Below are 26,865 nucleotides of genomic sequence, written 5' to 3'. Positions count from 1 at the left end.
GAACGTGGTAGCACAAATTTCGTTTTTAAGTAGAAGAGATACTACTTGTTAGCTCTTTCTTTGGGCTCTAAGACAACCCAGTCAGGAAGTGGAATCGACTTGCTGCGGGCGATTAACAGCAGGCAGCCGACTACGATGACAAGAATAGGTACCTCGACGTCTAATGTGATTCGCCCTGTTTGACGTAGAACGGAAAGGCAACTGGCGATGAGAAAAAAGGGACCGATAACCACCGTTGATTTATCGATACCACTGACGGCAAAGGAAAGCAGGCCTACCACTGCTAGACCGAGCGTCCAGATCCAATTGATACCGGGAACGATTCCTAGTGTTGTTAACAACCAACCGCTGCCAATACTGATGATGAGCAGTGGTAGAATGAGTGTTTTCTTGTCTGTTTTTTTAGTGGTTGCGGATGGTTGGCTCATATGACTGACTTTCTGTGTTGTGTGAGCGTTAAAATGTTCTAATTACCTGATAGGCGGATTGAATGAAACAATATCACGCCAATTTGAAAAATAAATCCCAAAAGGCTCAAAGTGTAAACACTCTCAACGAATAGAATCAGTCAAATACGAACCACTCATTTCTTTCCTTCACACAGTGTGGACTGGCTAAGCTTTACGGCCAGAAGTAACCAAATTGAAGTCTCTTTACTGGTTTCGAGCTACTTCGTTCCAGGTTAGCGTAAAATATTTCTACGAAGGAAAAACGTATCTTTTTTTGATCGACCTAAATTATCGAGGGCCGGTAACCTCAGATCAATTCCATGCTGAGCTGAATTGAATGCAGAGCTGCGGAAAAATCCGAGACCTTCGGCTTCGTTCACAATAATTTGCAACTGCAGGTCAACAATATTGTCCTTTGCGTCGGCTCGTTTCTGGAGTCCCGTCTGCATCTTTTTGAGTCCTGCGTTAATTTTATCAATTTCCTTTTGTCGAGCTTTCAGATCCAAGTCGAAATAATTGCTGAGTGCTTTGCGCAATTCGCTCGTTGTTTTGGTCCGACCTTCATCCGACTTCTCACTTCGTAGTTTCTGAAGCATTGTATTTACAGCGTTCATAGCTGTCTTTAATGGGTCAATTTTCGGTTTTGCTGCTTCCAAGTATAGATCTTCGCTGTCAAACGAATTCACGATAGTGTAAGTGGGGTAAGCACGTGTTGATGACTTCCACTGGGAAGTCATCCCCTGTTTTGGAAATAAGCCCAGTCCATCCACTTCATATTTGAAAGACTTGAGTTGCAAATTGACAAGTTGTTCTTTTGCCGCGGCGCGCTTTTCAAGTGCTGCTGACATCTTGGAACTGCGTAACATTAATTTCTCCAGTTCTGCTTCACGATGTTTCATGTCCTTGTTAAAGTATTCAAGGAGCGCTTCTCGCACTGATTTTTCTACTTCTTCTTTCTGTTCATTTGATTTTGCATTCTTGAGTTCTTGGCGAAGTTTTTGGAGTTTCTGCGAGATGGTATGTTCAAACAAATGTCCAATATAACGGGAGTTTGAACGAGCCGGATTGCTGAGGTTTGGACGATATTGCTGAATAGGGACTGGTTGAAGCGACTGACCAAATGGGTCGGTTGTATTTTGTTGCGCCTTTGTTGTTGATCGTTGTGCAAAACCGATATTGCCGAACAACACTGTGGAAAGAACAGCTACGATTCCACAAGAGAGTTTAATTCTAAGTGAGCTTGATTTTATCATTGTTCTTCCTTTATTGAAGAGTTAAAAGGACCGCGGAATGCATCACGTTCTAGTTGGTCTAAATGTGCGTTAATCGATTCTGAGCTTTGCCAGAATTCATCATTTACTGGTAGTGCAAACTGTCCTGCATTCGAGGTGATTTCGAGTTGCCGAAGGCGTTCTGAAATGTCATGGGCTGCTGCGGAATATGCAGCGGACTCTGCGGCGATCGCTTGATCTTGCTGAGCCAGTGTAATGTCACTCTCTGATACAACGGTCTCTGGTGGCGGTGTCGAAGATCTTTCTGTGCGTACCACTTTTGGTGACACAAACACCGACGCTATAGCGATGACTGAGATCAGACAGAAGAATGCTCCGCTGGTAAGAAACGGACGCCTTCGGATCAATCTCATGACTTGACTACGGTGACGTGGTCCATACCGCTGTATTCTGGCAAGCAATCGAACCAGCGATTCCCGGACTTCAATGGCACTCTCAAATCGGCGCGACGCCTTTTTCTCCAGCAGTCGGTCGATGATGTCCGATAAGTCGTCGGGAATGTCACTATTGACCTGCCATACCGGACGATGCGTGTCATGACAAACTCGATTGAGTACACCCATTGCTCGTTCGGCCCTAAACGGTGGCCGACCTGTGGCCATGAAGTAGAGTACTGACCCAAGACTGAAGAGATCCGTACGATGGTCAATTGTGTCGCCGTTTGCCTGCTCAGGTGACATATAGTGAGGTGTGCCGGCGATGATGCCTGTGTGAGTGAGGCTGGCATCATCGACGGTTCTTGCTAATCCGAAGTCGGTGAGTAGAATGCGTTCAATACCCTGCTCCAGTAGGATATTCGCAGGTTTGACATCACGGTGAATCACCCCCTGTTCGTGTGCCGCTGCGAGTCCGGATGCGGCCTGAATCCCAATGCGCATGATTTCTTTTGCGTCGAGCGGTCCCTCCCGGTCAACACGCGCCTGCAACGACTCGCCCGCAACATACTGCATCACGAGGAACGGGCTCTCATCGTCGGCTTCCACGTTATGAATCGCGACGACGTGTTCATGGACCACGGCTGCAGCCGCCCGTGATTCTCTGGCGAAACGTTGTCGCGCGGCTCCGCTATGTGCCAGATGCTGCGCCAGCACTTTGATGGCCACTGGGCGATTTAATTCAGAGTCAAAGGCCTTTAACACAAGCCCCATCCCACCGGAACCAATCACGCGCTCAATCTCGTATCGCCCAAGACGGCCGAGCATCTCAGGATGATTCGGTGGATTGAGAAAGGTCAGGTGTTCTGATTGGTTGTGTGTTCCATCGATGCTTTGAAAACCTGTGCGACTGTTTGATAACTCTTCCCAGGGATAATCACTGAGTAACTCTCTGGTTTCCACATCAAGTTGTGCCGGTCCTGCAGCTGTGTTGAGTCGCTTTTGACATACTTCACAGTTCTCTACATGCGCTGCCGCTGTGCGATATTCGTTGCTGTCTTCGTCTCCATAGAGCAATATTTGCAGCTCTGCATCGTCAGCATGTTTTAGATGACTCGTCACGGTCTTTACCTCGCGTGGTGTGATGAGAATTTTCTTCTTCGTTCTGTTCCAGTGTTTTGATCGTTTCCCGCAAAAGATTTCGAATGCGGCTGCGTGCAATGTGAACCGCACCCACGCTCATTTCGAGTTTTTGTGCGACCTCTGTTGTCTCTTGCTCTTCAATGCTCGACAGCCAAAACGCCTGCCAGGTACGCTCCTTTACCTGTTCCCGGACCTGTTCCGCCGCCCAACGAAACACTTCACGTCGATATTCCAAATCAAAATGAGTTGACTCTTCTTCTTCACTGACTGAGTCGGCTTGCTGTTCCAGGAATTGCGCCATGCCTGAGTCCCCAGTACCAATTGAGCGATACTTCCGACGAGTCAAATACTTGATCATTAAATTGCGGGCGATACGAAACAGCCAGTCACGAAATCGACCGCGTTCCGGTTCAAACTCCCATCGTTCAATCGCACGCGAAACCGATACAAGGACTTCCTGCACAACTTCCCGCGCATCCGCATCCTGCAAACCTTTTGCCCGCGCCAGTCGGTACACCAGAGGTTCATAAATCGATACAAACTGATCCCATGCCTCGACATCTCGTTTGTCAGGTAGTCGCAGAATCAGGCTGTTTCGAGTATCAGGGACTGGTGATTCCATACATTTATTCTCGTTCCTTACCAGTAAATATCCACCACAAAAGGAAACCTTTCACACGACAAGAAAAAAAGGTGGAGTGGAATTTTTAACAGAGACGTAAGTTGTTATCTCAATACCGCTTCGAACTTGAGTAATTCTATTTTTTGATCAAAAAAATTCTCAACCAGTGGTCATTCGAAATGTTCTCGATATGCTAAGTAAAGTGGTTTTAGAACTTGATGCAGGCACTCTGCTATTTTTGAATTGAAGTTTGATGACAAAAGTACTTGTAACCGGCTTTGACGCCTTTGGAACGACTCCTGTGAATCCTGCGGGAAGTGTTGCCAGAAAACTGGACGGAATGACGATCAACGGGGCGACTGTGATAGCCAAAATCGCTCCCGCGGCCTTTTTTAAATCGATTGAATATGTCAAAGAAGTGATTGCAGATGTTCAGCCGGACGTCGTCATAATGCTGGGAGAGTACGGCGGTCGATCCATGATCACAGTGGAGCGGATCGCGAATAACTTTAACGATGCCACACGTTACCAACTTGTTGATAATGAAGGTTGCGCACTTCAAGATCAGCCGACCGATCCTGAAGGTCCCGTTGGTTATTATACGACGCTGCCCATTCGCGCAATGGTGAAAGCAATGCGGGCTGCAGGAATTCCCGCTGACATTTCAGATACGCCGGGAACCTTTGTCTGTAATCATTTGATGTATGGAATCCTACACCACATTGCGACGGAGAATCTTAATATCCGAGCCGGTTGGATTCACCTGCCACATCTTCCCAGTGTTGCCGCTATGGAATGTCATCTGGGTGCTCCAAGTATGTCCGAAGAAACGGCGGTCGCTGGTATGACAGCTGGCATTGAGGCGATCTTGGAACATACAGAAGATATTCACGATCCGATTCGATCCCTGTGGCAGATCTGATTTTTCAAACTGGTTAAACGCCTCAATCACCCACATATAAAAACTGGACTGCGTCGGCGATGACATATTTCCCGTCTGTGCCCTCATTGGAAATTTTGACCCAGCCTGAGTTTCCCGCTCTGAATCGAAAGACTCCCAACTTGCGGAACAGTTTTTTATGTTCGGGAATTTTTTGTTGATTGATGCGTATTGTTTTTTCTCCGTCAGCATGATGTATGGTAATCGGAGTATTCGTTGATCTGCGGATGTTATAACAATGCGAGAGCCGTACTTCGTAGCGGCCTGATTTGGGAAGTTTAGGCGTATAAACGACTGCTTTCTTCCCTTTGCCTTTCTTCTGGTCGTGTAGATAACCGAGTCCTACATAGGGGGGAGTATGAGTTGAATACTGCCAGGTTCCGATTAATTGGGCCTCTGTTTCATCGACAACGATTCCAGGTAATTTTGCGGGATCAGATACGATGAACGGAACGAGTTCCGGCTTATCGACTTCGCCGGGCGCGTGCGAGTTGGCGACAGCATCGGGATGCGGTTGTTGTTGAGTGGTAGAATCCTTTGCGGGCGTTGGTGCTTGTGAGATCAGGATGACTGCCAACGAGATCATCCATCGCTGAATTTGACCCATGATTCAAATTTCCTTTTGATTAAATAAGAAACTTCAATGATTTTGAAAATGATTGATTACAGAATGAAACTTTCGTGCCTGGAATTCTATTATTTTCTCTCCTATTCTGTGCTTTTGCAGCTACCAAGTTAGCTCATCTTCGTCTTTTTTACGATAATTTGTTCGTGTTTTCTTACTTAATCTCGATTCGAGCTGGCATCTAAAGAACGTGACTGAAAAAGTCTGATTATTTTAAAAGCATGTTATCATGAGAAAAGATTTGGAGTCTCGGTCAAAAGATCAACTGGGATGGGGCTACGATCGCCCCTATGGTCTGCCACAGCAAAGCCGGTCTACAACTGTTGCCCGACATGGCATGGTGGCAACCAGCCAACCTTTGGCTGCCCAGATAGGGTTGGATGTATTGAAATCAGGTGGCAACGCCGTTGATGCTGCGATTGCCGTGAATGCGATGCTTGGCGTTGTCGAGCCGATGAGTTGTGGGATTGGCGGCGATCTTTTTGCCATTTATTGGGATGCAAAATCAGAACAACTGTTGGGGCTGAATGCGAGTGGCCGAAGCCCCTCCAGTTTATCGCGAGATGAATTTTCGAAGCGCGAATTAAAATCCATTCCGGATCACGGGTTATTAAGCTGGTCCGTACCCGGTTGTGTCAGTGGCTGGGAAACATTACATACGCGATTCGGGACACAGTCCCTGGCGGACTTACTGAGTCCTTCGATCAAGACGGCCGAAGAAGGATTTCCGGTTACTGAAATCATTGCCGGTTATTGGAAGAACTCAGAAAAAAAGCTTTCTGTCTGGCCCGATTCGGCAGAGACATTTTTGATTGATGATCGCCGTGCACCATGTGAGGGAGAGTTATTTCGTAATCCGCGTCTCGCTCACACATATCAGTTGATCGCAGACAAAGGTAAGCAGGAGTTTTACCAGGGATCTATCGCCGAACGTCTGGTTGAATTCAGTCAAAATCATGGAGGGTTCTTTTCTCTACAAGATCTGGCGGACCATCGTGATGACTGGATTGACCCTGTATCTACCAGCTATCGAGGTTATGACATCTGGGAGTTACCTCCCAGTGGGCAGGGCATTGCGGTCCTGGAAATGTTAAATCTGTTGGAGGAATACGATCTCGCCTCAATGGGTCTGGGGAGTGCCGAGTATTTGCATTTATTGGTGGAAGCAAAAAAACTGGCGTATGCTGATCGGGCGCAGTTTTATGCGGATCCTGATTTTGAGAAGTTACCAGTAGATGAACTGATATCAAAAGCATATGCCGATCGACAACGAAAGCGAATCAATCTAGATCGAGCGGCGGCCAATGTTCCTGCAGGAGATCCTAAGTTAAAACATGGGGATACCGTTTATTTATCTGTTGTTGACAAAGACCGAAACTGTTGTTCGTTGATTCAAAGTAATTATTTCGGCTTTGGTTCGCAGGTAACACCGGGCGATCTAGGATTCGCAATGCAAAATCGTGGCTCCTTATTTGCGCTCGATGAACATCATTTAAACCGTCTGGAACCAAACAAACGTCCTTTCCATACGATCATTCCCGCGATGGTGACACAAGGTGGTCGTCCCTGGTTTTGTTTTGGTGTAATGGGAGGCGACATGCAACCGCAGGGGCATGTACAAGTACTGGTTAACCTGATCGATTTCAAAATGAACGTGCAGGCAGCCGGTGATGCAGCCCGGGTGCGACATTTCGGAGATGCAACTCCTACGGGTGAACCGCCACAAGGTGTTGGAACGGTCGTGGTGGAGTCAGGGATTGCAGATAAGACGATCAAAGCGTTACATGACAAGGGGCATCATGTGTTGCGTTCGAAGGGTGAGTTCGGTGGCTATCAAGGTATTTTGATTGATTGGGAAGCGGGTGTCTTGAAAGGAGCGACAGAATCACGCAAAGATGGGGTTGCCATCGGTTATTAGCAGTGTAGCTTGTTTTAGGACATTGTTGAATTTATGAAAGAGGAATCCGGATCCCAACCAGCACAGGACACATTGGATTCGCAATACGTCCGTGATTTAAAATGGGCGGTAACCAGTCCTTCATTGATCACAGAATCCAACGTTGAAGCCAAGATGTCCCGTTTTATCGACGAGACGCCCATTGATGAACAAGATCTGGCGGCCTTTCTGGAACAGTATTCAAGTTTCCGAGTGGGCACCTACTTTGAGGGACTGGTTTTGTATTGGCTGGAAGCGATTTGCAAATTAAAAATCGTTAAACAGCAACAGCAAATCTTTGAGGAAAACCGAACGGTCGGCGAGATTGACTTTCTTTTTGAAGACAAAACAGGCGTTCTCACTCACTGGGAAACCGCAGTCAAATTCTATTTACATTTTCCTGAAGACAATGAAACAGGCAGCCACTTCATTGGCCCCAATGCCGTAGATACGTTCGAAAAGAAGATCAAACGTTTATTGGAGCACCAGCTGCCATTCAGCCAAAAATACTTTCCGGAAGTGACTCAGCGTCAGGCATTTGTGAAAGGCTATATTTTTTATCATCCACACGCAGCCCGTCCGCACCAATTGCCTGAGAATATGTCGGACTCGCATTTAAAAGGGACCTGGATACGCCATTCAGAAGTTCCCTGGCTCAATGACCAGAACAGTCATCTCATGTTTCGCGTGTTGCATAAACCGTATTGGTTGTCTCCTGAAGTGAGTCATTCTCAAAGTGGAGATTTAAACTCGTTTGAAGAGTTAAAAAGCAAGCTTGATGCGCACTTTTTGAATGAAGAGCGACCTCTGCTCGTCAGTGTCCTGTCATGCCAAGGCATGATTTGCCATGAAATCAATCGCACTTTCATTGTCCCTGAATCCTGGCCACAAATTTAGTGATTCAAGGGTACTTTGGAACTTAGCTGGAACATGATCAAAGTCCGAATCAAAGGGGTTATTGTTGATTCTTATTCAATGCATCTACCAGCGTGGTGATGTCTGTGGGAGTCAGTCGAATGGCAGTTTTTTCCAGCATTGTACGAAAATGAGTTCGTCCATTTTGATCGCTGGGGAAACCGATGTTTGTACCGTCCTTGTCGTTTGATGTCACGAGTACTTTACTAGAATTGTCTAAGATAGCCCACCAAGGGATGCCACCATCGGCTCCGTCGCGCATTTTTAGCATTATTTCTCTGGCACCTGTCCAGCGATGATCCATCTTGATCCAGATATAATCGCGTTCCCATTGGTTACGTTCTTTTTCTAAAAATCTGGAGAGTAATCGGCAGGGGCCGCACCAGGTAGCTGTTTCCTGGATGATGATGCGTTTATTTTCTTTTTTTGCTTTTTGAATTGCTGTTGCCAATAGCTCTTGTGCGTCGAGTGGTTGTATGGTGTGCTCATTAAGAAAAGAGATCAATTTCTCTTTGTTGATCTTACCGTCAGCCGAAAGTGCGAGGATATCAGCATCTGCCATGCGTTTTCCTTGTTCATTTGATACAACTATGAAAAAGTCACCACGTACTCCGTTCAAATTTTCATTAATCGCTTTCGCAAGCACTTTTGAGGTGTCTCGATTACCGGAAGTTGTGTTGATGGCCATCACGATGAACGATTCCAATGCCTTTCGGACCTCCTGATCTTCGTAGCGCATAGTCATCAACTCTTGGATTGCTTTTCCTTTCGGATCACCGAACAGAATCAGTAAGCGTTGCATAGTAATTTTTGCATCACGCTTTGATCGTGTAAAGCGATCGAGAGGCGTCCCCTTCACTTTGAATGCGGCTGCAATCCGTTCCTCTGTTGTGGGGGGTTTATAGGGAGGCTTTGGAGGAGACACTTCCAGAGTACCGAGATCGATAGGCTGACTTTCTTCTGGTTTCACTTTGCCAATAGTCCGCCAACTGACTCTGTTAGGTTGATCTTTAGGGCGATTCACCAGATTGATATCATAATCCTGTCCCAGCACTAGATTACGAATTTCAAGGCGTCCTTCATCATCCGTGGTGGTTGTACCGCCGAAGCTTGTTCGCCAAGGTGCCTTGTCATCGCCGATATGTACTTTAACACCGTAGCTGATTTCACGATCCTGCAGTGGCTCTTTCGTTTTCGCATCGATGAGTTGTGCAAGTGCGGTTCCCAGAGGGCGAATCGGAATGGTCACCATTTTCTCATCTGGACCGATTTCGACAACACCTGCTAGTTTCTTATCCTTGCTACGCGCATAGATTACGGTACGATGTAGCTCTCGCTCGACTTTAAAACGACCTGACTCGTCTGTCGCAGATTTCATGTCTCTGCCTGCCAAGTTGTAACGATAAATTCCAGATACTTCAGCATTCGGGACCGGTTGAGGTGGGTTTCCTGTGACAACAGAACCTGCTAGAAGCCCCTTTTCCGGCCGCGCGGCATGAAAATTAAACTCTTTTTCTGATTCAGCAGTGATCTCAAATTTTTTAACAGGAGACTGAGTTGGTCCCCGAATATCAAACTTGCCATCACCGACGAACAGTTCAAATTCGCCGTTTTTATCAGACGTGCTATAATGCACTATTGTTGGCTGAACCCAAATGGTTCTTTTATTTGGGTTAGGAAGCTTTAGATCTTTCTGATTGTGTGCGTCTTGTCCGTACTGATAGACATAAATCGTTTGCCCTTCGACCGCTTCTTGCTGGGAGCCGACAGTCACACGGCCAAATAACCGAGTCGCGGGACGTAGTTTGAAATCCAGATTTCGGATTGGCTTTCCGGGCCAAAGCGCAAAACCGGTATGTGGTGTCGACGCCCACATCTTATCTTTCACGACTACGAGGTAGACCATATTGGGGGCAGCCTTAATGGTATAACGGCCTTCTTTGTCTGTCTTCACAGTTGCTCGAAATGAATCGATCTGATGGCCCTTTCCAGAAACAGTAATTGCAATCTCTTTTGCAGGCGAACCATCTGGAAGCGTTACCCGACCACCAAGAGGGACCAGCTTCTCAAGTTTGAGGGTCAAAGAGCCTTCAGCTGTTTTCGGGTCGTAGTTGCCTCGCTGATGCACGTGCTCTTTGTCTCTGGGCCAGATTGTAATTGGAGTTTTTTGCCAGTGCGGAATCCACTGAAAGACTGCTTTGCCTGATTTATCTGTTGTTTCCTGAACAAGCTTGATAAAAAATGACAGATTCAAGTCCTGTGGTTGATCCGGCTTTTTCAAGAGCCACGGGTAGACTTTGATCCCAGCAAGCGGTTTATCATTGGTTCCTTTAATATGCACTTCTAATGGTTGAGTCCCGTCGAGCGTCAAGCGAATGGGATGATCGGGTAACTCAGGTGGTTTTGTGATTTGATCTCCAGACTGGCCACGAGGTAGTACATACGCTTTGTAGTCGACGCCGTGACCATCACTGACGGCACACACGTATTGAATATCTACATCCTGAGGCACCAGAAACTGGATATGACCTTTGTTGTCGGTCGTACCGGTTCCCCAGACTTTATAGCTGCCCATAATGCCTGTTTTTGCATTCGCAATAGGCTTACCGGTTCTATCGACGACAAGTAGTTCCACACGGCGCGCAGGATGTAACTGCAATCGCAGCTTTGTGAGTGAATCATTATTTTCAATATTTTGCCAGGGAAGTTTGAATTGTGCGAGTTGCCGACCTGAGTCTGCAGTCACCTGTATCGTCTGGCCCCGCACTTTCGTACTTAGTGCGTACAATGTGAATCGCCCCTGCGCGTCAGTTTTTGTTTGAATCTCCTGCTTTTCAGGATGCAACCATTCGATGAATACTTTCACCCCTTGTACTGGTTTCTTATTTTCATCAGTGACAATTCCACTCAAGGTAATCTGATCTACTAGTAGTTTTTGCTTAGCTGTTTTTGACTTGTCTTTACGGACTTGTTTTGGGGGCGCAGGCGAGGCTGACTCTACGGATAAGAACAAAATTCCCAGGACAGACAGAAACGCGAATGCCGTTCTGGAATATATTTTGGAGGATGGATTCGAGATCATATTGACAGGGACTTTTTTCATTGAATCCGCACTTTCAGAAAATGAGGTACTTGGATCATTTACCCTCAAAAACCCCAGGCAACTTTTTGATCGCTCCCTGGACTTTTGATTGCTAGTCCGTTTTGTAAATGCCTGCCTATTGTTATATGCTACTAGAAAAACAGTGAAATAATAAATAAAAAACCAAACGATTTCTGTAAAATCGGGTTTGTGTTGAAATCTACTTTTTTGTTCGTTCATGAACCCAAATTTTCACACTCAGACAACTGCATTTCCTCAGTATAATCTGCTAAATGATACTTGCCTGATTTTACCGGTTAGAAAATAAGCAGGCGATACATATTTTGTGCGTTTATCAAAGAAGAACATATGGTGTCTGTTTATCAGTGCTGCAGTCTCTTTTTCATAAATAGGATTAAGAAGCTGGTCTTCCTCCAGCCGTGTCAATATGTCACCATAGATTTTTAATGAGATGATGACCGATTTCAATTAGACATACCGGCCTGAGCTAGAGGTTTAACGAGGGTTGTTATGGAGCTGGTCAGTTAGTTAGATACAAGATTATTGTGAGAACAGTTATGCGCGTTATTGTCTCGAAAGTGGTACTTTTTGGCAAATAGGGACATGCACAAACGGAAGCAATTTTAAATTTCTGGAGTCGAATTTGGTTAAAACAGTTAGGTTTAATAGTGCTACCAATTTCAGTGAGGTAGATAGATTCACTAGATTTTTTTCTCGCGCGCGAGCCATAAACAGGGAGTTTGTCTTTTGGCACGGTTGAGTCAAGTCGTAAATTTTCACTTGTTAATCAGTGTTAAAAGGAAGTTTTGAAAGCCTTGAATTAATCAAGGGCAATTTAGTATTGGAAGATTGTTCTGCGCATGAAAAAACAGAGTCATTCCTTTAAGGTTATCAGGAACGACTCTGTTTGTTTAACAAGTGTTTCTTAGGAAACAGGCTTACCTTGGAAAATATTTATTGTTCGAATGAAGCCTGATTTAATTTGGAAGGTGACGGAGGAACCGGCGGGTTCGCATTTTCTGTTTTTGGAGCCGCCTCTGGTTGAGAAGCTTCCGGACTTTCATTGATATAATATACTGGTCCACCATAGTGCTGTCCTCGGCAATGTCGACAACCATGGCCTCTGCAGGAACGACAATCACGCGTATGGTACATATTTGGATTTGGTGGTGGGGGAATCATGCCACTACGTGGTTGCCAGGATGGTACACGCTGGTAATAAAAACCGAGTTGCGTTGTGTCAGTTGGCATGTAAACCTGTGGGTAATTGACAGCAGCTGTGGGACCTGGCTGTCCCATAAATTGATTCGAGTAATAACGTTGGTACTGAACCGGAGTCCTTTGAATACTTTGTGCAGAAGGAGGGCACCAACCATGACCTGGAGAGGTGTGGCACTTTCTTAAAAAGGCCCAGCCTTCTCGTGAGGTGTAGTTTCGATAAGTTCCATCACCATCATAGCGATTTGAATACCCGGGAGGACAATTGTAAGCATAGCCACCGCCGCGAACGTGATGGGCCACTTGTTGGATGTTTCCATCGTTCACTGTGGTTCTATCATCAGCGCTTACATTTGACGTAGTGCTGACCGCGAAACCGGTCACTGCCAGAATAGTAAGCAGTTGTACGTTTAAGATTCTCATAACGATCTTCCTGAACCTCATTGAGGATAATATTATAATTATTGAACGATGCGAGAGATTGGAGTAATACGGCTTGAAGGAATTCCCCAACCGTAGTTGTAGCTCTGTCGAACATTGGGAGCCAGTGGAACAGCAATCGGAACGCCGTAACCTTGTGCACCATAGATTCGTCCATCCCGTTGGTCGAACGAGTAGGGATCAACGGCGTATGTCATATTGTAGTGGCCGATGGGAGGACAACCTTTACCACCACATCCGGTAGGAATGAAGTAACCGAATTTGCAACGGAAAAAGTTGCGTAAGGAACCGCGTTTCCCAATACCAGCAGAAGTCCTTGATCCGGCACGACAGTGCGGGCAATCGCTGCCTACGTAAGAAGGACTATTCGAATAAGAATAGATATGGTTCTTCTTACAGCCACATTTATCATTTAAAAAACCAACCTGTTTAATCGGAGAACCTGATTTCTGGTACTGTTTCAGACTGGCTGGTTCACCAGCTTGCAGGCTCTGAACTGACAGGGCTGTAATGATCCCTGTCGTTACAATGAGTCCTGTTAATTTATAGGTAAAATTGTGCATGATATTTTTCCTGATGGTATCTCTGAGCGAATAGTCTCAGAGTGATAAACATTTTCTGGTCTCAACAGCCTTTTACTTTTAAACTGTCACCTTACCAACGGAGGAATGAACCTTGGGAAGAAGCCAAAATCCGATTTGTATTTTACATGAACCTGAGTACCTTCCAGCTTCCATCGTTCATGAGATCGCATCCCGAATGGTGTCCACATCCAGCCCCCCTTTACGTTGTAGTAATAAGGGCCATACATGGCTTTGTACTCATGTGGATATAACATTTCCTGAGGAGCCAATGCCTGGTTTGTGATAATGGTTCGTCCGACATAGTTAGGAATACCAGGTTTGGGAGAAGGGTACATTGGAGCTCCCAGTTGAGGATATCCGGGTAATACATTCATACCCGCCGTCGATCGGATCTGTTGAGGTGCTTTATAGTTTTTATGATGTTTAAAGTGCCCGTGTGAATAGCTGATTGGTCGTGCCTGCTGTGCTTGATCAAAACGAGCAGGTGCTGCTTGAATCATTCGAGGTTGATTACTGACCTGTTGAATATACCTGCTATTTTGAGTGCGACGACCCAGCTTCGGTCTTTTTGCAAACGAACTTTGCTTAGGTGGTTGGGAAGTTGCTTCTCGTTCATGGCTGACTTGCTTGATATTAGATGGCTTGCCAGCCGATCGGGAAAACTTTTGTTTCAACCAACTGACCGGATTATATTTTGATACTTTTGAGCGACTTTCCTGCTGAACCACAGCATTATTGACAGCACCTGTTTCCGCTGCCTGTACCGCTGGTGCCATCAGCAAAAATGCCGGTAACAGCCCGGTAAGCAAGGTTACCTTGAGACTCGAACGAGCCATAACAATCCCTCCCTGGATTTTTGTTGTGGTTTATCCACCAATTAGACTGTGTTAGAGAGTCGTCCAACTCTCCCAGTCAATATGAATGATCAGTTATCTAATTTCAGAACCTTTGTCGGCTTATAAACGAGGCAAAGCCACTTTATAAAGACCGAAGGAAAATCCGAATTTCGCGAAATTTCACTTTTCAGATCTCTGGTCATTTTTGTATGTTTCAATCGCCAAATAGTGATTCTCAAAAACGAAAGTCACTAGTTCAAATTTCGGCTGGCAGGAATCGTCGGAATGAGTCATTTTGTAACTACAATGACGATTCGTCCTATTTTCCCGAATTATCGTCTATTTAAAGGGTTACGAGTGGCCTTATCTATTCAATAATCGTTTCAACAGATACAATCCTTAGTGTTTGTTTAAGTGGCAAAATCAGCATATTTTTCTTAAGTTACCATCTGGGATCACCCGAATTCTTAACGAGAGCCATTGATCAATGTGGCTATTGATAGATTCTCAGCCCGTCGTTCATACGGCTGAGTCGTAGATGTATTGGAGAGACTCTTGGCTAAACGAAAATCAGCCAAAAAAGGCAAAACCGAAGGCACAAATGGACAAGTCGGGAGTGAAACCGACCGTATTGAATATATTCCTATTAGTGAAGTGACACGCAGACGCTACCTGAATTACGCGATGTCTGTTATTACGTCACGTGCTTTACCAGATGTCCGTGATGGCCTTAAACCGGTTCAACGGCGTATTCTGTATGTTATGTATCAAGACTTGCGTCTCGTGGCCAATGCGAAGCCACGTAAATGTGCCAAGATTTGCGGTGATACCACGGGTAATTACCATCCCCACGGCGATGCATCTGTCTATGACGCTCTTGTACGACTGGCACAGGATTTCAACCTGAGAAACCCTCTGATCAATGGTCAGGGTAACTTCGGTTCTATTATGGGATTGCCAGCGGCAGCTGCACGTTATACTGAAGCAAGGTTGACTGGAATAGCAGAACATCTCATGAATGAGCTGCGATTTCAAACCGTTGAGATGCGTCCCAATTATGATGGTACTCGTAATGAGCCTGTCGTACTACCTGCGCGATTTCCCAACCTGCTTGTCAATGGAGTACATGGAATTGCAGTCGGGATGGCAACGAATATTCCTCCTCATAATCTGGGTGAGGTCATTAAGGCTTGTACACATCTTATTCATAACAAGAATGCGACTGTTGCCCAGTTAATGAAGCACATTAAAGGTCCTGACTTCCCTATGGGAGGCCGGATTGTGACTGATAAGCGATCTTTAACAAGTGTTTATAAAGAGGGGCGTGGTCCCATAAAGATTCGAGGTGAATGGAAACCTGATACTGACAGGCGTTCGAAAGGGATGAACCGTCTGATTGTTTATTCCGTTCCTTATGGGGTCGAAACGGGTTCGCTTCTTTCAGAGATTGGTGGTATTGTTGAAGCGAGAAAACTTCCGCAACTGGTTGATGTTGCTGATGAGACAGACGATAAAAATGGCCTGAAAATTGTTCTGGAAATCAAGCCAGATGCTGATCCTGAAACAGTGATGGCCTTTTTATATAAGCATACACATCTGGAGCAGAATTTTTCGGTCAATCTGACCTGTCTCGTGCCAGATGAGTCTGACGTGCTTGTGCCACAACGCTGTGATTTGAAGGAGATGTTGCAATACTTCCTCGATTTTCGCTTCGTGAGCGTTCGACGTCGTTTTGAGTATCAACTGGAATTGCTCGAAAGACGAATTCATATTCTCCAAGGCTTTAAAATTATCTTTAATGGTTTGGATAAAGCGTTAAAGTTAATTCGTGCCAGTAATGGCAAGCAGGATGCCGCGAAGAAACTAATGGCAAATTTTCGTCTGGATGAAATTCAGACGATGGCAATTCTGGAATTACAACTCTATCGTATTTCCAAACTGGAAATAAACACGATTCGAGAAGAGTTAAAAGAAAAACAGGCAGAAGCTGATCGTATCCGCCGTATTCTTGCTTCTAAAAGAAGACTTTGGAAAGTCGTTGAAAACGAACTGGTTGAAATTGGGAAGGAATTTCCTGAGAAACGTCAAACCAAACTGGGCTCTTCCGATGAAATTACCGAATTTGACCCTCAGGCTTATATTGTGAGGGAAAATACAAATGTCGTTGTCTCCAGAGAAGGCTGGATCAAAAGGGTAGGACGTCTCAAAACAAAAGGGGAAACTCGGGAGCTCGATAAAACGCGCACCCGAGAAGGTGACAGTGTGTTAGCGGTGGCACCAGGAAGTACACTCGACCATGTCGTGTTTTTCTCCAGTGATGGTGTTGCCTATACATTACCCATCGAACAGGTGCCTGTTTCCTCTGGATATGGTGAACCACTTTCAAAACATGCACGTCTGGGAGATGGTGTGAATCTGGTTGCAGCTATCACAACTGATTCACGGTTCACACCTGAAGATAAGTCGACTCGCAGAAAGCCCATTCCCACTCCCCATCTCTTGATTGTCACCGAAAAAGGCCAGATCATGCGGGTCTCTTTCAGTACATTTCGTACAGCATCAACAAAGGCGGGTCGTAAATACTGTCGGCTTGGTAAAGATGATCGTGTGGTCTATGCGGCTTTGGTCGAAGATGCAGAAACAATGTTTATTGCTACGAATGATGCTCGAGTGTTGCACTGTGAGATTGAAGAAGCGGCGTTGCTCTCCAATCCGGGTAAGGGAGTCAAAGGCATTCGTCTTGAAAAAGATGACTTTGTCATTGGAGCGCTCCAGTTGAGTCGTCCCAGTGACTGTTTACGGGTGATAAACACAAATGGCAAGAAAATGACGTTTGGCCAAATGAAATATGGAGTGACCTCCCGGGGTGGCAAAGGAGTTAAAACCAGCCAGAGAAGTGGCTTTGCTGAAATATTGTATCCACCAATTGAAGTTGTCGACTGGGATGAGCTAGGAGACTATGAAGAGTAGACTCATTCCATTTTTTCATCTTGGGCCAGTCGAGGCTTTGAGATAACATCAGTTTCATATTTGCAGTTTATCTAGAGAAATTTATCACATCTATTATGGCAACCGCAGCAAAATCATCGAACACGAAGAAATACTCAGCCGCCGACATCGAAGTCCTGGAAGGATTGGAAGCCGTCCGCAGACGACCCTCCATGTATATTGGAGGAGTTGATATTCGAGGGCTGCATCATCTGCTCTGGGAAATTGTAGACAATTCGGTCGACGAATATCTCGCGAAGGAAGCAGACACAATTGTTGTTACGCTCCATAAGGACGGCGCATCGTGCAGTGTAAAAGATAACGGGCGAGGTATTCCCGTTGATAAACACTCTAAGACCAAAAAGTCGGCACTGGAGCTGATATTGACCACATTACACGCTGGCGGAAAGTTTTCGGATAAAAACTATGCTCGCAGTGGTGGTTTACATGGAGTTGGTTCTTCAGTCGTGAATGCGCTCTCTTCTGAAATGATGGCCACGGTAGTTCGTGATGGCCATCAATATGTCCAGCGCTATAAAAAAGGGAAACCAACTACGCCTGTCAAAAAAGTAAAACCGTTACGCGGACATGGCACAGAGATTTATTTCCGGCCCGATGATACCATTTTTCGACGTGTCCATTTCAATGCTGATACGATCCGCCAACATCTGGAAGATGTTGCGTTTATTCATGGTGGATTGAAAATTACGTTTAAGGATGAAGTCAAAAAAGAGACTCACGAACTTTCTCATCCGGAAGGAATTCGAGGGTATCTAGAAAAACTGACTCAGGAACAGCAGAAAAAGGCGGTACACGAACAACTGTTTTTCGCGGAAAAAGAAGATAAGAATGTTCGTGTTGAAATGGTCTTGCGTTGGACTGATGCAACTGATGAGCAAGTTCGCAGTTATGTCAACGGAATTCGCACACATGCTGGAGGAACGCACGAAAGTGGTTTGCGTTCCGGTATTGCCAAAGCAGTGAAGAATTACATGGACGTACATAATATCAAACACAAAGGGCTTTCCATCACTACAGAAGATATCAGGGAAGGCGTACTTTGCTTGATTTCGGTTTTCCATAACGATCCAATGTTCCAGGGCCAGACAAAAGAAAAGCTAAATAATCCTGAAGTGAGTGGTTTTGTGGAAGGAATTGTGCGTCCACTTTTAGAAACATGGTTAAATAATAACCCAAGTATTGCCGATGCAGTGGTTGGTCGTATTGTGTTAGCTGCACGTGCCCGTTTGGCCAGCCGAGATGCACAAAAAGAAGTTCGCCGAAAGTCTGCCACGAATCGAAAATCGACTTTGCCAGGGAAGCTTCTCGATTGTCGCTCTAACAAACCCGAAGAGTCGGAGCTCTTTCTTGTGGAAGGTTTATCTGCTGGCGGTACGGCGGCAATGGGCCGTGACAGTCGTATTCAAGCGGTATTACCGCTTCGTGGTAAAGTGTTAAATACCGAATCGTTGGCGGTTTCCAAGATCATGGGAAATCAGGAGATCAAGGATTTGGTTGAGACATTGGGAACAGGTATCGGCGCCAACTTTGACATTCACAAACTGCGATATAACCGTATTATTCTGCTGATGGATGCCGATAGTGATGGTTATCACATCAGCACATTACTGCTGACATTCTTCTTTCGTCATATGATGGAATTGATTCGGCAGGGAAAGTTGTTTCTGGCACAGCCACCTTTGTACTGTATCACCGTTGGAACTGAAAAATTTTATGCACAGGACGATGTTCAGAAAGAAGAAATTGTGGAGTCGTTGCCCGCCAACCGAAAATACGAAATTGGTCGCTTTAAAGGACTGGGCGAAATGACCGCCAGTGAGTTGAAAGTGACAACGCTGGACCCGAAACATCGTGTTCTATTGAAAGTCGATATTGATAGTCAATTAGAAGCGGATTCGACCTTCTCTCAGCTCTTTGGGAAAGACCCTTCTCTTCGCTATGATCTCATTATGGAAGAAGCTGTCGAGGCAGATGATATCGATTACTGATTTTGTTCAGGTATAGAATTTTCAATTGATTGAGGAAATTAGTTTTTATGAACTTCAATTAAGACGTCTATAAGGTCTGGCCGGATGGCGTGAGCTTTTTTTAGTAAGTTCGTGAATTCTTGTTTCGCAAATTCCACCTTTGGTTGTGGTGTCATTCTTAAATAAGTTTCACCAATTTCGAACAGGTATTCCGCTTCAGCCCGCACTCTCAGATATTGTTGCATGAAGTCGGGAAGATCAGTTTTTTCTTTTTTGCTGCGATTTTGTTGCCTCATCCATAGTACACCTCTCTTATAGATTTCCTGCTTGTCTGCCTCACTTAGTGCTCCATACTGATTCGTAAGAAGCTGAGATAGCATTTCTTCTGTGTTCAATTGATGCCCTTTGTTTCGAATGACATTCCTGACAAACTTTAAAAAGGGCCCTTCTTTATTTCGCATAACTTCTTTGGAAGCTTGAGCAAATGGTTTTTGATAGAGCCAGCTTTGATTACCACCATAACTCAAGACCCAAACAGATAGCCGAATCATGTCGCGATCTTCCAAATCGATCCATTCATTTTCCTGAGTTCTTAACCATGAGTTTCTCTTTGCCTCCATCTCACGAAACTGTTTTTTCCCATATTCAGATCTGAGTTGGTTTCGTAAATCATTATACTGAATTTCTAATTCACCAAAACGATCATAGGCCTTCAAAGCACGCCTCATTAACGGATCATTTTGTAAAGCGTTTTCCCAAGCAGACTCACAGTTTTTTCCAGCGAGTCCTACTTGAGTCCAGACATTCTTAAATTCTGCTTGTTTTTGAATAGAAAGTTTTTGTTTAGACGGAGGCAATTCAGGCACCCAAAGTCGAACAAAACTTAGAAACGCATCGTACTCATTGACTGCTAAAACAAATTCCGCATTGCCAATTGTGGCTACTAGCGTCAATGAAAATACGATGTTCCTTAATGGTTTTCTATGAAATGAGCGATTGGACGTTCTTAGACATGTGGAGGCGAAAGTGCAGACAACACAATTCAATAATGCGAAACGGTTCTTCATACTCAGTCTCATATTCAAGTACGATATAAGAATAGGAAATCACTCGTCAGATAATGCCTAAAGACTAAATTTTGTGAATCTGAACAAAAAAAGAGGCGAATCAGATGATTCGCCTCTTTTACAAAATATTGGATAAATGGACTAGACTAATTTACCGCAGCAGTTTCTTCCACAGCCGGCGGAACTTCGTCATGTTTTTCAACAGTCAAGTCATTGCCGACAGTTACCGTTAACCAACCATCATTTGCCAAAATATCGGTGATGTGTAAGTAAACGGTTCTGTTTTCCAGTTTCGCTTTTACCTGAGAAGGCTCAACACGATTCGGAAATGCCTTTTCCATCTTACTTCTTACAACACCAGCACGGGCGATTTGTGAAGCAATCCGATCAGGCCTTACAACTGGGGATGATTTCACGTCTCCTCGTGTGATATGGATTTTGTCTCCCTCCACTTTGAAATGTAGAGGAACTGTAATGATCTGTGTTGGTACTGCTGTTTCTCCTTTTTGTTCGAAACCACAACGCAAAATGAGATTCACTGTGTTATCGCTAATTTGCACACGAATCGGGTCTTTTTTATCAAACGCGAGAATATTTGGGCCTTTATCAGGATCAACAGGGGGGCGTTCCAGTTTGACTTCCCGATCCAAAATATCGGCGATCGACTTTTCAAACTCTGTGATTAAGTCTTGATCAGAAATTTTACGACCTTCTAAACCCATACGTGACAAGCTGTTGTTCATTACGGATTCATGTAGTTGCAGAACAACGCTATCTTTAGAGGAGATGGAAAGTGGAGGTGAATTGGCAGCCAATTCACCCGTATCCATTAACCGAGTACGAATATAGAGGTGGCTATCTGTAGATGCAAAGCTTCGAGCTGAAGGAAAGAGATCATTATCTCTCAGACGCTTGTTTAATTGGCCACCCACTTTTTCGTTGGCTCGTGTGATTCGATCATCTACTTCTTCATCAAAACGTGGGCGAACTCGATCACGAACTCGTTGAGCAGCAATTGCTTCTGCTTCACCTTTTAATTGTGCTGTACGACGATAGGCCATGGAACGACCGAGCCCTGACAAAAGAGGAATTCCATCCAAATTTGTACTGGCTCCGACAGTTGTGTTATGTGCATCAACCTGAACCCAGGCAGGTTGAGTTGTAAAAGTATCACCGTCAAAGTTAATCTCTTTCCCACCCCAGATTTGATGATGGCCTGAAGTATAAATAACAGCCTGGCTTGTTGTACCAGAGGTTTCACTGTTTGTAACACCATTCAGCGTCAAATCGAATCGAAGTGTGGAATCGCTGGGCTTGAAGTCGACTCCGACTTCAGTTGTCGTTGCCTGATTCCCAGTAACGTAAGCGCCCAAGATGCAATCAACGACGGGACCTTTCTCACATGTGCTATCATTGATCAACCGGTTAATGAAATCTTCGGCGACCATGACTCGTAAGTTATAATTAAAGTAGTTGTTTCGTAAAGCTGTGGTTAAAGGCTGTAAGCCCCTTCCCAGTTCTTTGCGTAACTGGGCGTAGGTTTTACGCGCTTCAAAAGCATTCTTATTACTTTGAGAGCTTTCATATTCTTCGAGGTTAGTCACAAGGGCCGTCAATTGTTTTCGGATTTTGCTAACATCAATTTTACTTGTGCTTGCTTTAGACTCGGCTAAAAACGCTTTAACGGATTTTTCTAAGTCCTTGAATTGTTCTCGATTAAAGAACTTTCGCTGTTCCGCATCTTTTAATGCGCCACGCGCTTCGAACTTGGCTTGCAGCGATTTCACAAGATCAAGCAATTCCACTTCAGAGTAATTGTTTTTTAATTCTTTTTGCAGTTCATTCAACTGTAGGTATTCAACCCAGCCATCGCCATTTTGTAACGAATTGAGGTAGCTCTTTAATGACTTAGCAACTGCTGCTAATTCGTTTTGCTTCGACTTCATTTGAGCAGTTTTGACAGCTCCCCAATCTTGTCCGAGTGTTTTGAGAACCGCATTAGCGATATCAATACGCCGTTGCAGACGACTACAGTATTCCGATAAGGCAGCTTGGCCTTGTGCCTCTTTAATTTTTGCCTGCAAAGCTGCTAATGTCTGTTTTTGTTGATTCAGAGTTAAATCTGTTTCATACAATTTTCCCAGCAGCTCAGAAACTTGTTGTTCCCATTGAACCCATTTACCTTCCAAGCCTTCTAAAGATTCTGTTGAGAGATCTTCAGGAACTTCGGCAGGCAAGATGCCTTGTAAACCAACGTCTTCTTTCTGAGGCTGCTTTCCTTCGACCGCCATTGTGGTTGTCACAACCAACGCCAAGCTGGCGATACCTAAAACTGCTAAACTAACCATACCAAAATACTGTTGTTTGTTTCTGGAAGGTTTTGATTCCTTTAGAAGCATGTCTAATCGCACTCCATCGGCAAAGGGATTTGAAAAACGGCTGCCACCGTTTAAAAAGTACACAGGACAGATTTGGCCCGTATTACAAATTAGGTAGAGGTGGGGACTACCGTTGTAAAATTAATTATCGTCATTTGTTGGCAGTGAGTATGTGTGAAATAATACTTAGGCACTACCATTCAACTATTAAAGCATCAAAATCTGCAAAACCCTGCCTATAAGCAGGTTTCAACAATGTTGTTATTTTCTTACAGAATACTTGTTCATTTTTGATAGTAAATTACAGGCTGAATATTCTAGGTAAACAGCCTAGTTCTCAGTATCGACAATCTCAGAAAGTCATTATTCTTTTTGCAACATATCCAAGCATGTCATAGCACCACTTCTGCGCAGTCTAGTGGACCCGCAAATATTGTGCAATCAACCAAGGCAACTTGTATTCACATCATAGGCAAAACATACATATGTTCACATTTGAATGCTGTGATAATCGGGTCATTCGATTTGGAATTTCCGAGTCCACAACATACATTGATGACTTCGTCTGTTTGAATTCAACTTTACGACACTAAAGGAATTTCTCTTGGATTTTCAGCAGGTCCTGACTTCACCGCAATTTGAAGCGGTCTCATATCATGAAGGTCCACTCTTAGTGCTTGCTGGTCCTGGTTCCGGTAAAACACGTGTGATCACCCACCGCATTGCCTCACTGATTCATGCTGGGATTTCCCCGCGCCAAATATTAGGAATTACATTCACGAATAAAGCATCAGATGAAATGGGCGAACGGGTCCAACAATTGATCCCAAACACTCATGTGGAAATCTCTACTTTTCATAAATTTTGTGTTCGTATCTTAAGACGATATGGAAATGTGGTTGGACTTGATAGTAATTTTTCGATTTTCGATACGACTGATCAACAACAACTCATTCGTCATATTCTGAACGAATTAGATATCGATACTGTTGCCTACAATCCATCAACGATTGGATCAATGATCAGTCGTGCAAAAAATGATCTGATTAGTGCAGAACAGTTTGTTGAAACTTATCAGGAGTCTATTGGAGATCACCTACAAGCAGTTGCCGCGCGGGTCTATCCGGTGTATCAGAGATTATTACTGGAATCAAATGCTGTTGATTTTGATGATCTACTGTTACATGTAGCCAGTCTTTTAAGAGACTCTCCCGAGTTACGGGAGAGTCTGGATGAGAGATATCAGTACATTCTTGTGGATGAATACCAAGATACGAATTTGGCGCAATATCAAATTGTGATGGGGCTTTCTTTGAACACGCGGAATCTTTGTGTGACCGGTGATCCTGATCAATCCATTTATGGCTGGCGCGGTGCAAAAATCGAAAACATTTTACAGTTTGAGCGAGATTTTCCAGATTGTAAAACGATTCGGTTGGAACAAAACTTTCGCAGTACAAAAGAAATCCTGCGCGTAGCTGACTGTTTAATTTCACATAATCAGAAACGTAAAGCCAAAACTCTGTTTACTGAAAATGAAGAGGGCAAACCCGTTGAATTGTTGTGCTTCAATGATGAACGTCAAGAGGCTGATGAAGTGGCTTTACGAATCCGTAATTCTATAGATCAGGAAGACTTTGATTACTCGGATTTCGCAATTTTTTACCGGGTGAATTCGCTATCCCGAGAACTCGAATTGGCGCTTGCCCGATATAAAATTCCTTATCAATTGGCCGGAAGTGTAGCCTTTTATGAACGGACAGAAGTCAAAGACTTGCTATCTTATTTGAAATTAATTAATAACCCGGATGATCGTATTGCCTTTTCTCGGATTGTAAATAAACCATTACGAGGGATCGGCAAGACAACGCAGAATAAGCTGATTCGCTGGGCGGATGAACGAGGGATTTGTCTCTTAGAGGCTGCTCATCAAGCTACAGACTGTCCGACTCTTTCCAAACGAGCCTCTACGACGGTTGCTCGTTTTGCCAAGATGATTTCCAGCTTTTCGATGGCCGACTCTGGCTCGGTTGCGCATTTAATGGAAGCGATTATCGACAGTACACGCTTGGTCGACACCTGGAAAGAAAGTCCTGATGAAGAAGATCAACAGCGGATTGCCAATGTCAATGAATTGCTGTCAACGGCTCGGAAATATGATGAAATTTTCGGAGAAGAAACAACACTGGAAGGATTTCTGGAAGTGAGTACCTTGGCTAGTGCCACCGATCAATTGGATGATTCCGCTGGCCGTGTGACATTAATGACCCTGCATGCTGCCAAGGGATTGGAATATCCAGTCGTATTTATCATCGGAGTCGAACAAAACCTGATTCCGCATGAGCGTGTTCTACGTGACGAGTATCGAGACGGTTTGGAAGAGGAGCGGCGACTGTTTTTTGTTGGTATCACTCGAGCCGAACAACGTCTTTTCTTGACGCAAACCCGAGAACGTTCTCTAAGAGGTCGTCCCTGGCGAACCATTACCAGTGATTTCCTGAAAGAAATCGATGTCGATGTTAAAGACCAGACGGATCACATATCTGACTCGAAATCTCACTTTGATGAGTTTGTTGAATCAGTCAAACGTGGTGAAGTTGATTCCGAAACATTGAAAGCTACAGCATCAAAACGCCCGTTGTTGATGACAGGTGCAGATCTCTTGAAAGAGACTCCAGAAGCAGCAGATCTTCCACAAGGATTTTCAGTCGGTATGCGTGTACGGCATCCGCGCTATGGTGTTGGTACAGTCATATCAATGAGTGGTTATTCCCGAAAACGAACGGTCAATGTCATTTTTGATAATGAGAAAGAAAGTCAGACCTTTATGGCCACCCATTGTCCATTACAACCGTTGGGATTGCGCTAATCGGTTCCAGGCTCAAGGCTAACCTTGTTTCCCACCGATAAAAATACAGGTCTCGATTCAAGCTAAGGAATCACCAGTAGTTCTAACGTGTTCGCATTAATAGTTTTGTGCGATCAGAAGCCCGTAGGTCCTTGCATGCCACCACGTAAAAAACCACCAGCAAAATCTAAATTTCAGGCCCGTAAGAATGCTGATCCAAAAGTGCATTTAGCGCCTTATTTGAATTATCTGGAGGCAGAATGTGGAATGGCTCACAATACACTATCAGCGTATAGGTCAGACATTGTCCAATTTCTAGATTGGTATTGTAAGCAGAAACCACGTGCTTTCAGTGATGTTGATTTAAAATTTCTGTCCAAATATTTGCAACATCTCAATAAACGAAAACTGGCAGCAACAACCATTGCGCGTCACTTAGCATCAATCAAATTATTTTTTCGCTACTTGGTTCTGGAAGGAATTTTGGCTGAGAGTGTTGCCGACCTAGTCAACTCTCCCAAACTCTGGAATTACCTACCTAAGGTAATAAGTCCTGAAAAAGTGAACGAACTCTTGATGGCTCCTTGTAAAAGAGATCGCTATCCATTACGTGATCGTGCGATTCTGGCAATGATGTATGCCACAGGCTGTCGTGTCAGTGAGGTTGTGAATCTACCTTTAAGTGCCATTAAGCTTGAGGAAGGCTACGCTCGGTGTATCGGCAAGGGGAATAAAGAACGAATCGTTTCACTGAATCCAGTTGCTGTAGCCGCCGTTGAAGCCTATCTGAATCATGAAAGACCGCACATGATAAAACGAAATCAGGCGGAACAATCGCTTTTTCTCAACCGTGGAGGTAAGCAATTATCACGGATCATGGTCTGGAATATCGTTAAGAAAAATGCAGCCCGAATTGGTTGCAGTAAAGAGGTTAGCCCTCACACATTGCGGCATAGTTTCGCCACACATATGATGGCTGGTGGTGCTGAGATCCGTGCCCTGCAGGAGCTATTAGGACATGCTAATATCCGAACGACTCAAGTCTACACACACGTAGATCACAGCCGCTTGAAAGCAGTGCATCAGATGTATCATCCGCGAGGGTAAAACAATCACTC

At 44.6% G+C, this 26,865-nt stretch carries 18 protein-coding genes; 7 read left to right on the top strand and 11 right to left on the bottom strand.

The genetic code is table 11. The features are described from left to right. Nucleotides 1-41 precede the first annotated feature (41 nt). The 4 genes from V202x_RS26910 to V202x_RS26895 form a co-directional block, all read right to left on the bottom strand. Entirely contained in the window at nucleotides 42-428 is a 387-nt protein-coding gene (locus V202x_RS26910) for a hypothetical protein (RefSeq protein ID WP_145180133.1), read from the bottom strand. A gap of 254 nt (nucleotides 429-682) precedes the next feature. After that, nucleotides 683-1,702: a hypothetical protein gene (locus V202x_RS26905; protein WP_145180131.1), complete on the bottom strand. Its 1,020-nt coding sequence runs from the start codon at nucleotides 1,700-1,702 to the stop codon at nucleotides 683-685. Continuing rightward, nucleotides 1,699-3,237 carry a serine/threonine-protein kinase gene (locus V202x_RS26900; protein WP_232098734.1) on the bottom strand — a complete coding sequence of 513 codons (1,539 nt, stop codon included), beginning with the start codon at nucleotides 3,235-3,237 and terminating at the stop codon, nucleotides 1,699-1,701. The genes V202x_RS26905 and V202x_RS26900 overlap by 4 nt, the downstream gene beginning before the upstream one ends. Continuing rightward, nucleotides 3,212-3,880, bottom strand: coding sequence for an RNA polymerase sigma factor (locus V202x_RS26895; protein ID WP_145180129.1), 669 nt, complete (start codon nucleotides 3,878-3,880; stop codon nucleotides 3,212-3,214). Before V202x_RS26895 ends, V202x_RS26900 begins: the two co-directional genes overlap by 26 nt. Before the next feature lie 253 nt (nucleotides 3,881-4,133). Between V202x_RS26895 and pcp the strand changes: the two genes are divergently transcribed. Then, nucleotides 4,134-4,802: a pyroglutamyl-peptidase I gene (pcp, locus tag V202x_RS26890; RefSeq protein ID WP_145180127.1), complete on the top strand. Its 669-nt coding sequence runs from the start codon at nucleotides 4,134-4,136 to the stop codon at nucleotides 4,800-4,802. A 22-nt stretch (nucleotides 4,803-4,824) separates the two neighbouring features. On the opposite strand, the gene V202x_RS26885 is transcribed toward pcp, so the two are convergent. Then, nucleotides 4,825-5,427 carry a xanthan lyase gene (locus V202x_RS26885; RefSeq protein ID WP_197993120.1) on the bottom strand — a complete coding sequence of 201 codons (603 nt, stop codon included), beginning with the start codon at nucleotides 5,425-5,427 and terminating at the stop codon, nucleotides 4,825-4,827. A 247-nt stretch (nucleotides 5,428-5,674) separates the two neighbouring features. On the opposite strand from V202x_RS26885, the gene ggt reads away from it, so the two are divergent. After that, nucleotides 5,675-7,363: a gamma-glutamyltransferase gene (gene ggt / locus V202x_RS26880; protein ID WP_145180125.1), complete on the top strand. Its 1,689-nt coding sequence runs from the start codon at nucleotides 5,675-5,677 to the stop codon at nucleotides 7,361-7,363. A 33-nt stretch (nucleotides 7,364-7,396) separates the two neighbouring features. Next, nucleotides 7,397-8,278 carry a DUF1853 family protein gene (locus V202x_RS26875; RefSeq protein WP_145180123.1) on the top strand — a complete coding sequence of 294 codons (882 nt, stop codon included), beginning with the start codon at nucleotides 7,397-7,399 and terminating at the stop codon, nucleotides 8,276-8,278. A 58-nt stretch (nucleotides 8,279-8,336) separates the two neighbouring features. Here V202x_RS26875 and V202x_RS26870 read toward each other — a convergent pair whose 3' ends face one another. The 4 genes from V202x_RS26870 to V202x_RS26855 form a co-directional block, all read right to left on the bottom strand. Further along, complete coding sequence (locus tag V202x_RS26870) at nucleotides 8,337-11,399, bottom strand: hypothetical protein (RefSeq protein ID WP_197993119.1); 3,063 nt, start codon at nucleotides 11,397-11,399, stop codon at nucleotides 8,337-8,339. Between the two features lie 954 nt (nucleotides 11,400-12,353). Then, the gene (locus tag V202x_RS26865) at nucleotides 12,354-13,040 is read right to left on the bottom strand and encodes a hypothetical protein (RefSeq protein WP_145180120.1); all 687 of its coding nucleotides are present in this window, start codon (nucleotides 13,038-13,040) and stop codon (nucleotides 12,354-12,356) included. Nucleotides 13,041-13,078: 38 nt separating this feature from the next. Beyond that, the gene (locus V202x_RS26860; protein WP_145180118.1) at nucleotides 13,079-13,621 is read right to left on the bottom strand and encodes a hypothetical protein; all 543 of its coding nucleotides are present in this window, start codon (nucleotides 13,619-13,621) and stop codon (nucleotides 13,079-13,081) included. Nucleotides 13,622-13,707: 86 nt separating this feature from the next. Beyond that, nucleotides 13,708-14,478 (bottom strand): hypothetical protein, encoded by a 771-nt coding sequence (locus V202x_RS26855; RefSeq protein WP_145180116.1) that lies wholly within the window; start codon nucleotides 14,476-14,478, stop codon nucleotides 13,708-13,710. Between the two features lie 555 nt (nucleotides 14,479-15,033). On the opposite strand from V202x_RS26855, the gene V202x_RS26850 reads away from it, so the two are divergent. Both V202x_RS26850 and V202x_RS26845 read left to right on the top strand, forming a co-directional pair. Then, nucleotides 15,034-17,448, top strand: a complete 2,415-nt coding sequence (locus tag V202x_RS26850) for a DNA topoisomerase (ATP-hydrolyzing) subunit A (protein ID WP_145180114.1) — start codon at nucleotides 15,034-15,036, stop codon at nucleotides 17,446-17,448. Between the two features lie 95 nt (nucleotides 17,449-17,543). Then, the gene (locus V202x_RS26845; protein WP_145180112.1) at nucleotides 17,544-19,475 is read left to right on the top strand and encodes a type IIA DNA topoisomerase subunit B; all 1,932 of its coding nucleotides are present in this window, start codon (nucleotides 17,544-17,546) and stop codon (nucleotides 19,473-19,475) included. A gap of 38 nt (nucleotides 19,476-19,513) precedes the next feature. Here V202x_RS26845 and V202x_RS26840 read toward each other — a convergent pair whose 3' ends face one another. Next, complete coding sequence (locus V202x_RS26840; protein ID WP_145180110.1) at nucleotides 19,514-20,407, bottom strand: hypothetical protein; 894 nt, start codon at nucleotides 20,405-20,407, stop codon at nucleotides 19,514-19,516. A gap of 260 nt (nucleotides 20,408-20,667) precedes the next feature. Next, nucleotides 20,668-22,920, bottom strand: a complete 2,253-nt coding sequence (locus V202x_RS26835; RefSeq protein ID WP_145180109.1) for a hypothetical protein — start codon at nucleotides 22,918-22,920, stop codon at nucleotides 20,668-20,670. 583 nt (nucleotides 22,921-23,503) lie between these two features. Between V202x_RS26835 and V202x_RS26830 the strand changes: the two genes are divergently transcribed. Further along, nucleotides 23,504-25,768: an ATP-dependent helicase gene (locus tag V202x_RS26830; protein WP_145180107.1), complete on the top strand. Its 2,265-nt coding sequence runs from the start codon at nucleotides 23,504-23,506 to the stop codon at nucleotides 25,766-25,768. A 135-nt stretch (nucleotides 25,769-25,903) separates the two neighbouring features. Beyond that, nucleotides 25,904-26,854, top strand: coding sequence for a site-specific tyrosine recombinase XerD (xerD, locus tag V202x_RS26825; protein WP_145180105.1), 951 nt, complete (start codon nucleotides 25,904-25,906; stop codon nucleotides 26,852-26,854). Nucleotides 26,855-26,865 lie beyond the last annotated feature (11 nt).

Origin of the sequence: Gimesia aquarii (assembly GCF_007748175.1) — a bacterium.
GTDB lineage: Bacteria > Planctomycetota > Planctomycetia > Planctomycetales > Planctomycetaceae > Gimesia > Gimesia aquarii_A.
Note: the sequence above shows the minus strand (reverse complement) of the source record. Positions and strands in the feature narration are given on the sequence as shown.

What these genes read in the sequence shown, in the direction of transcription:
- V202x_RS26875 (WP_145180123.1), top strand. Translation starts at nt 7,397, where the DNA reads ATGAAAGAGGAATCCGGATCCCAACCAGCACAGGACACATTGGATTCG.
- V202x_RS26865 (WP_145180120.1), bottom strand. Translation starts at nt 13,040, where the DNA reads ATGAGAATCTTAAACGTACAACTGCTTACTATTCTGGCAGTGACCGGT.
- V202x_RS26870 (WP_197993119.1), bottom strand. Translation starts at nt 11,399, where the DNA reads ATGAAAAAAGTCCCTGTCAATATGATCTCGAATCCATCCTCCAAAATA.
- V202x_RS26855 (WP_145180116.1), bottom strand. Translation starts at nt 14,478, where the DNA reads ATGGCTCGTTCGAGTCTCAAGGTAACCTTGCTTACCGGGCTGTTACCG.
- V202x_RS26835 (WP_145180109.1), bottom strand. Translation starts at nt 22,920, where the DNA reads ATGCTTCTAAAGGAATCAAAACCTTCCAGAAACAAACAACAGTATTTT.
- pcp (WP_145180127.1), top strand. Translation starts at nt 4,134, where the DNA reads ATGACAAAAGTACTTGTAACCGGCTTTGACGCCTTTGGAACGACTCCT.
- ggt (WP_145180125.1), top strand. Translation starts at nt 5,675, where the DNA reads ATGAGAAAAGATTTGGAGTCTCGGTCAAAAGATCAACTGGGATGGGGC.
- V202x_RS26845 (WP_145180112.1), top strand. Translation starts at nt 17,544, where the DNA reads ATGGCAACCGCAGCAAAATCATCGAACACGAAGAAATACTCAGCCGCC.
- V202x_RS26885 (WP_197993120.1), bottom strand. Translation starts at nt 5,427, where the DNA reads ATGGGTCAAATTCAGCGATGGATGATCTCGTTGGCAGTCATCCTGATC.
- V202x_RS26895 (WP_145180129.1), bottom strand. Translation starts at nt 3,880, where the DNA reads ATGGAATCACCAGTCCCTGATACTCGAAACAGCCTGATTCTGCGACTA.
- V202x_RS26860 (WP_145180118.1), bottom strand. Translation starts at nt 13,621, where the DNA reads ATGCACAATTTTACCTATAAATTAACAGGACTCATTGTAACGACAGGG.
- xerD (WP_145180105.1), top strand. Translation starts at nt 25,904, where the DNA reads ATGCCACCACGTAAAAAACCACCAGCAAAATCTAAATTTCAGGCCCGT.
- V202x_RS26905 (WP_145180131.1), bottom strand. Translation starts at nt 1,702, where the DNA reads ATGATAAAATCAAGCTCACTTAGAATTAAACTCTCTTGTGGAATCGTA.
- V202x_RS26910 (WP_145180133.1), bottom strand. Translation starts at nt 428, where the DNA reads ATGAGCCAACCATCCGCAACCACTAAAAAAACAGACAAGAAAACACTC.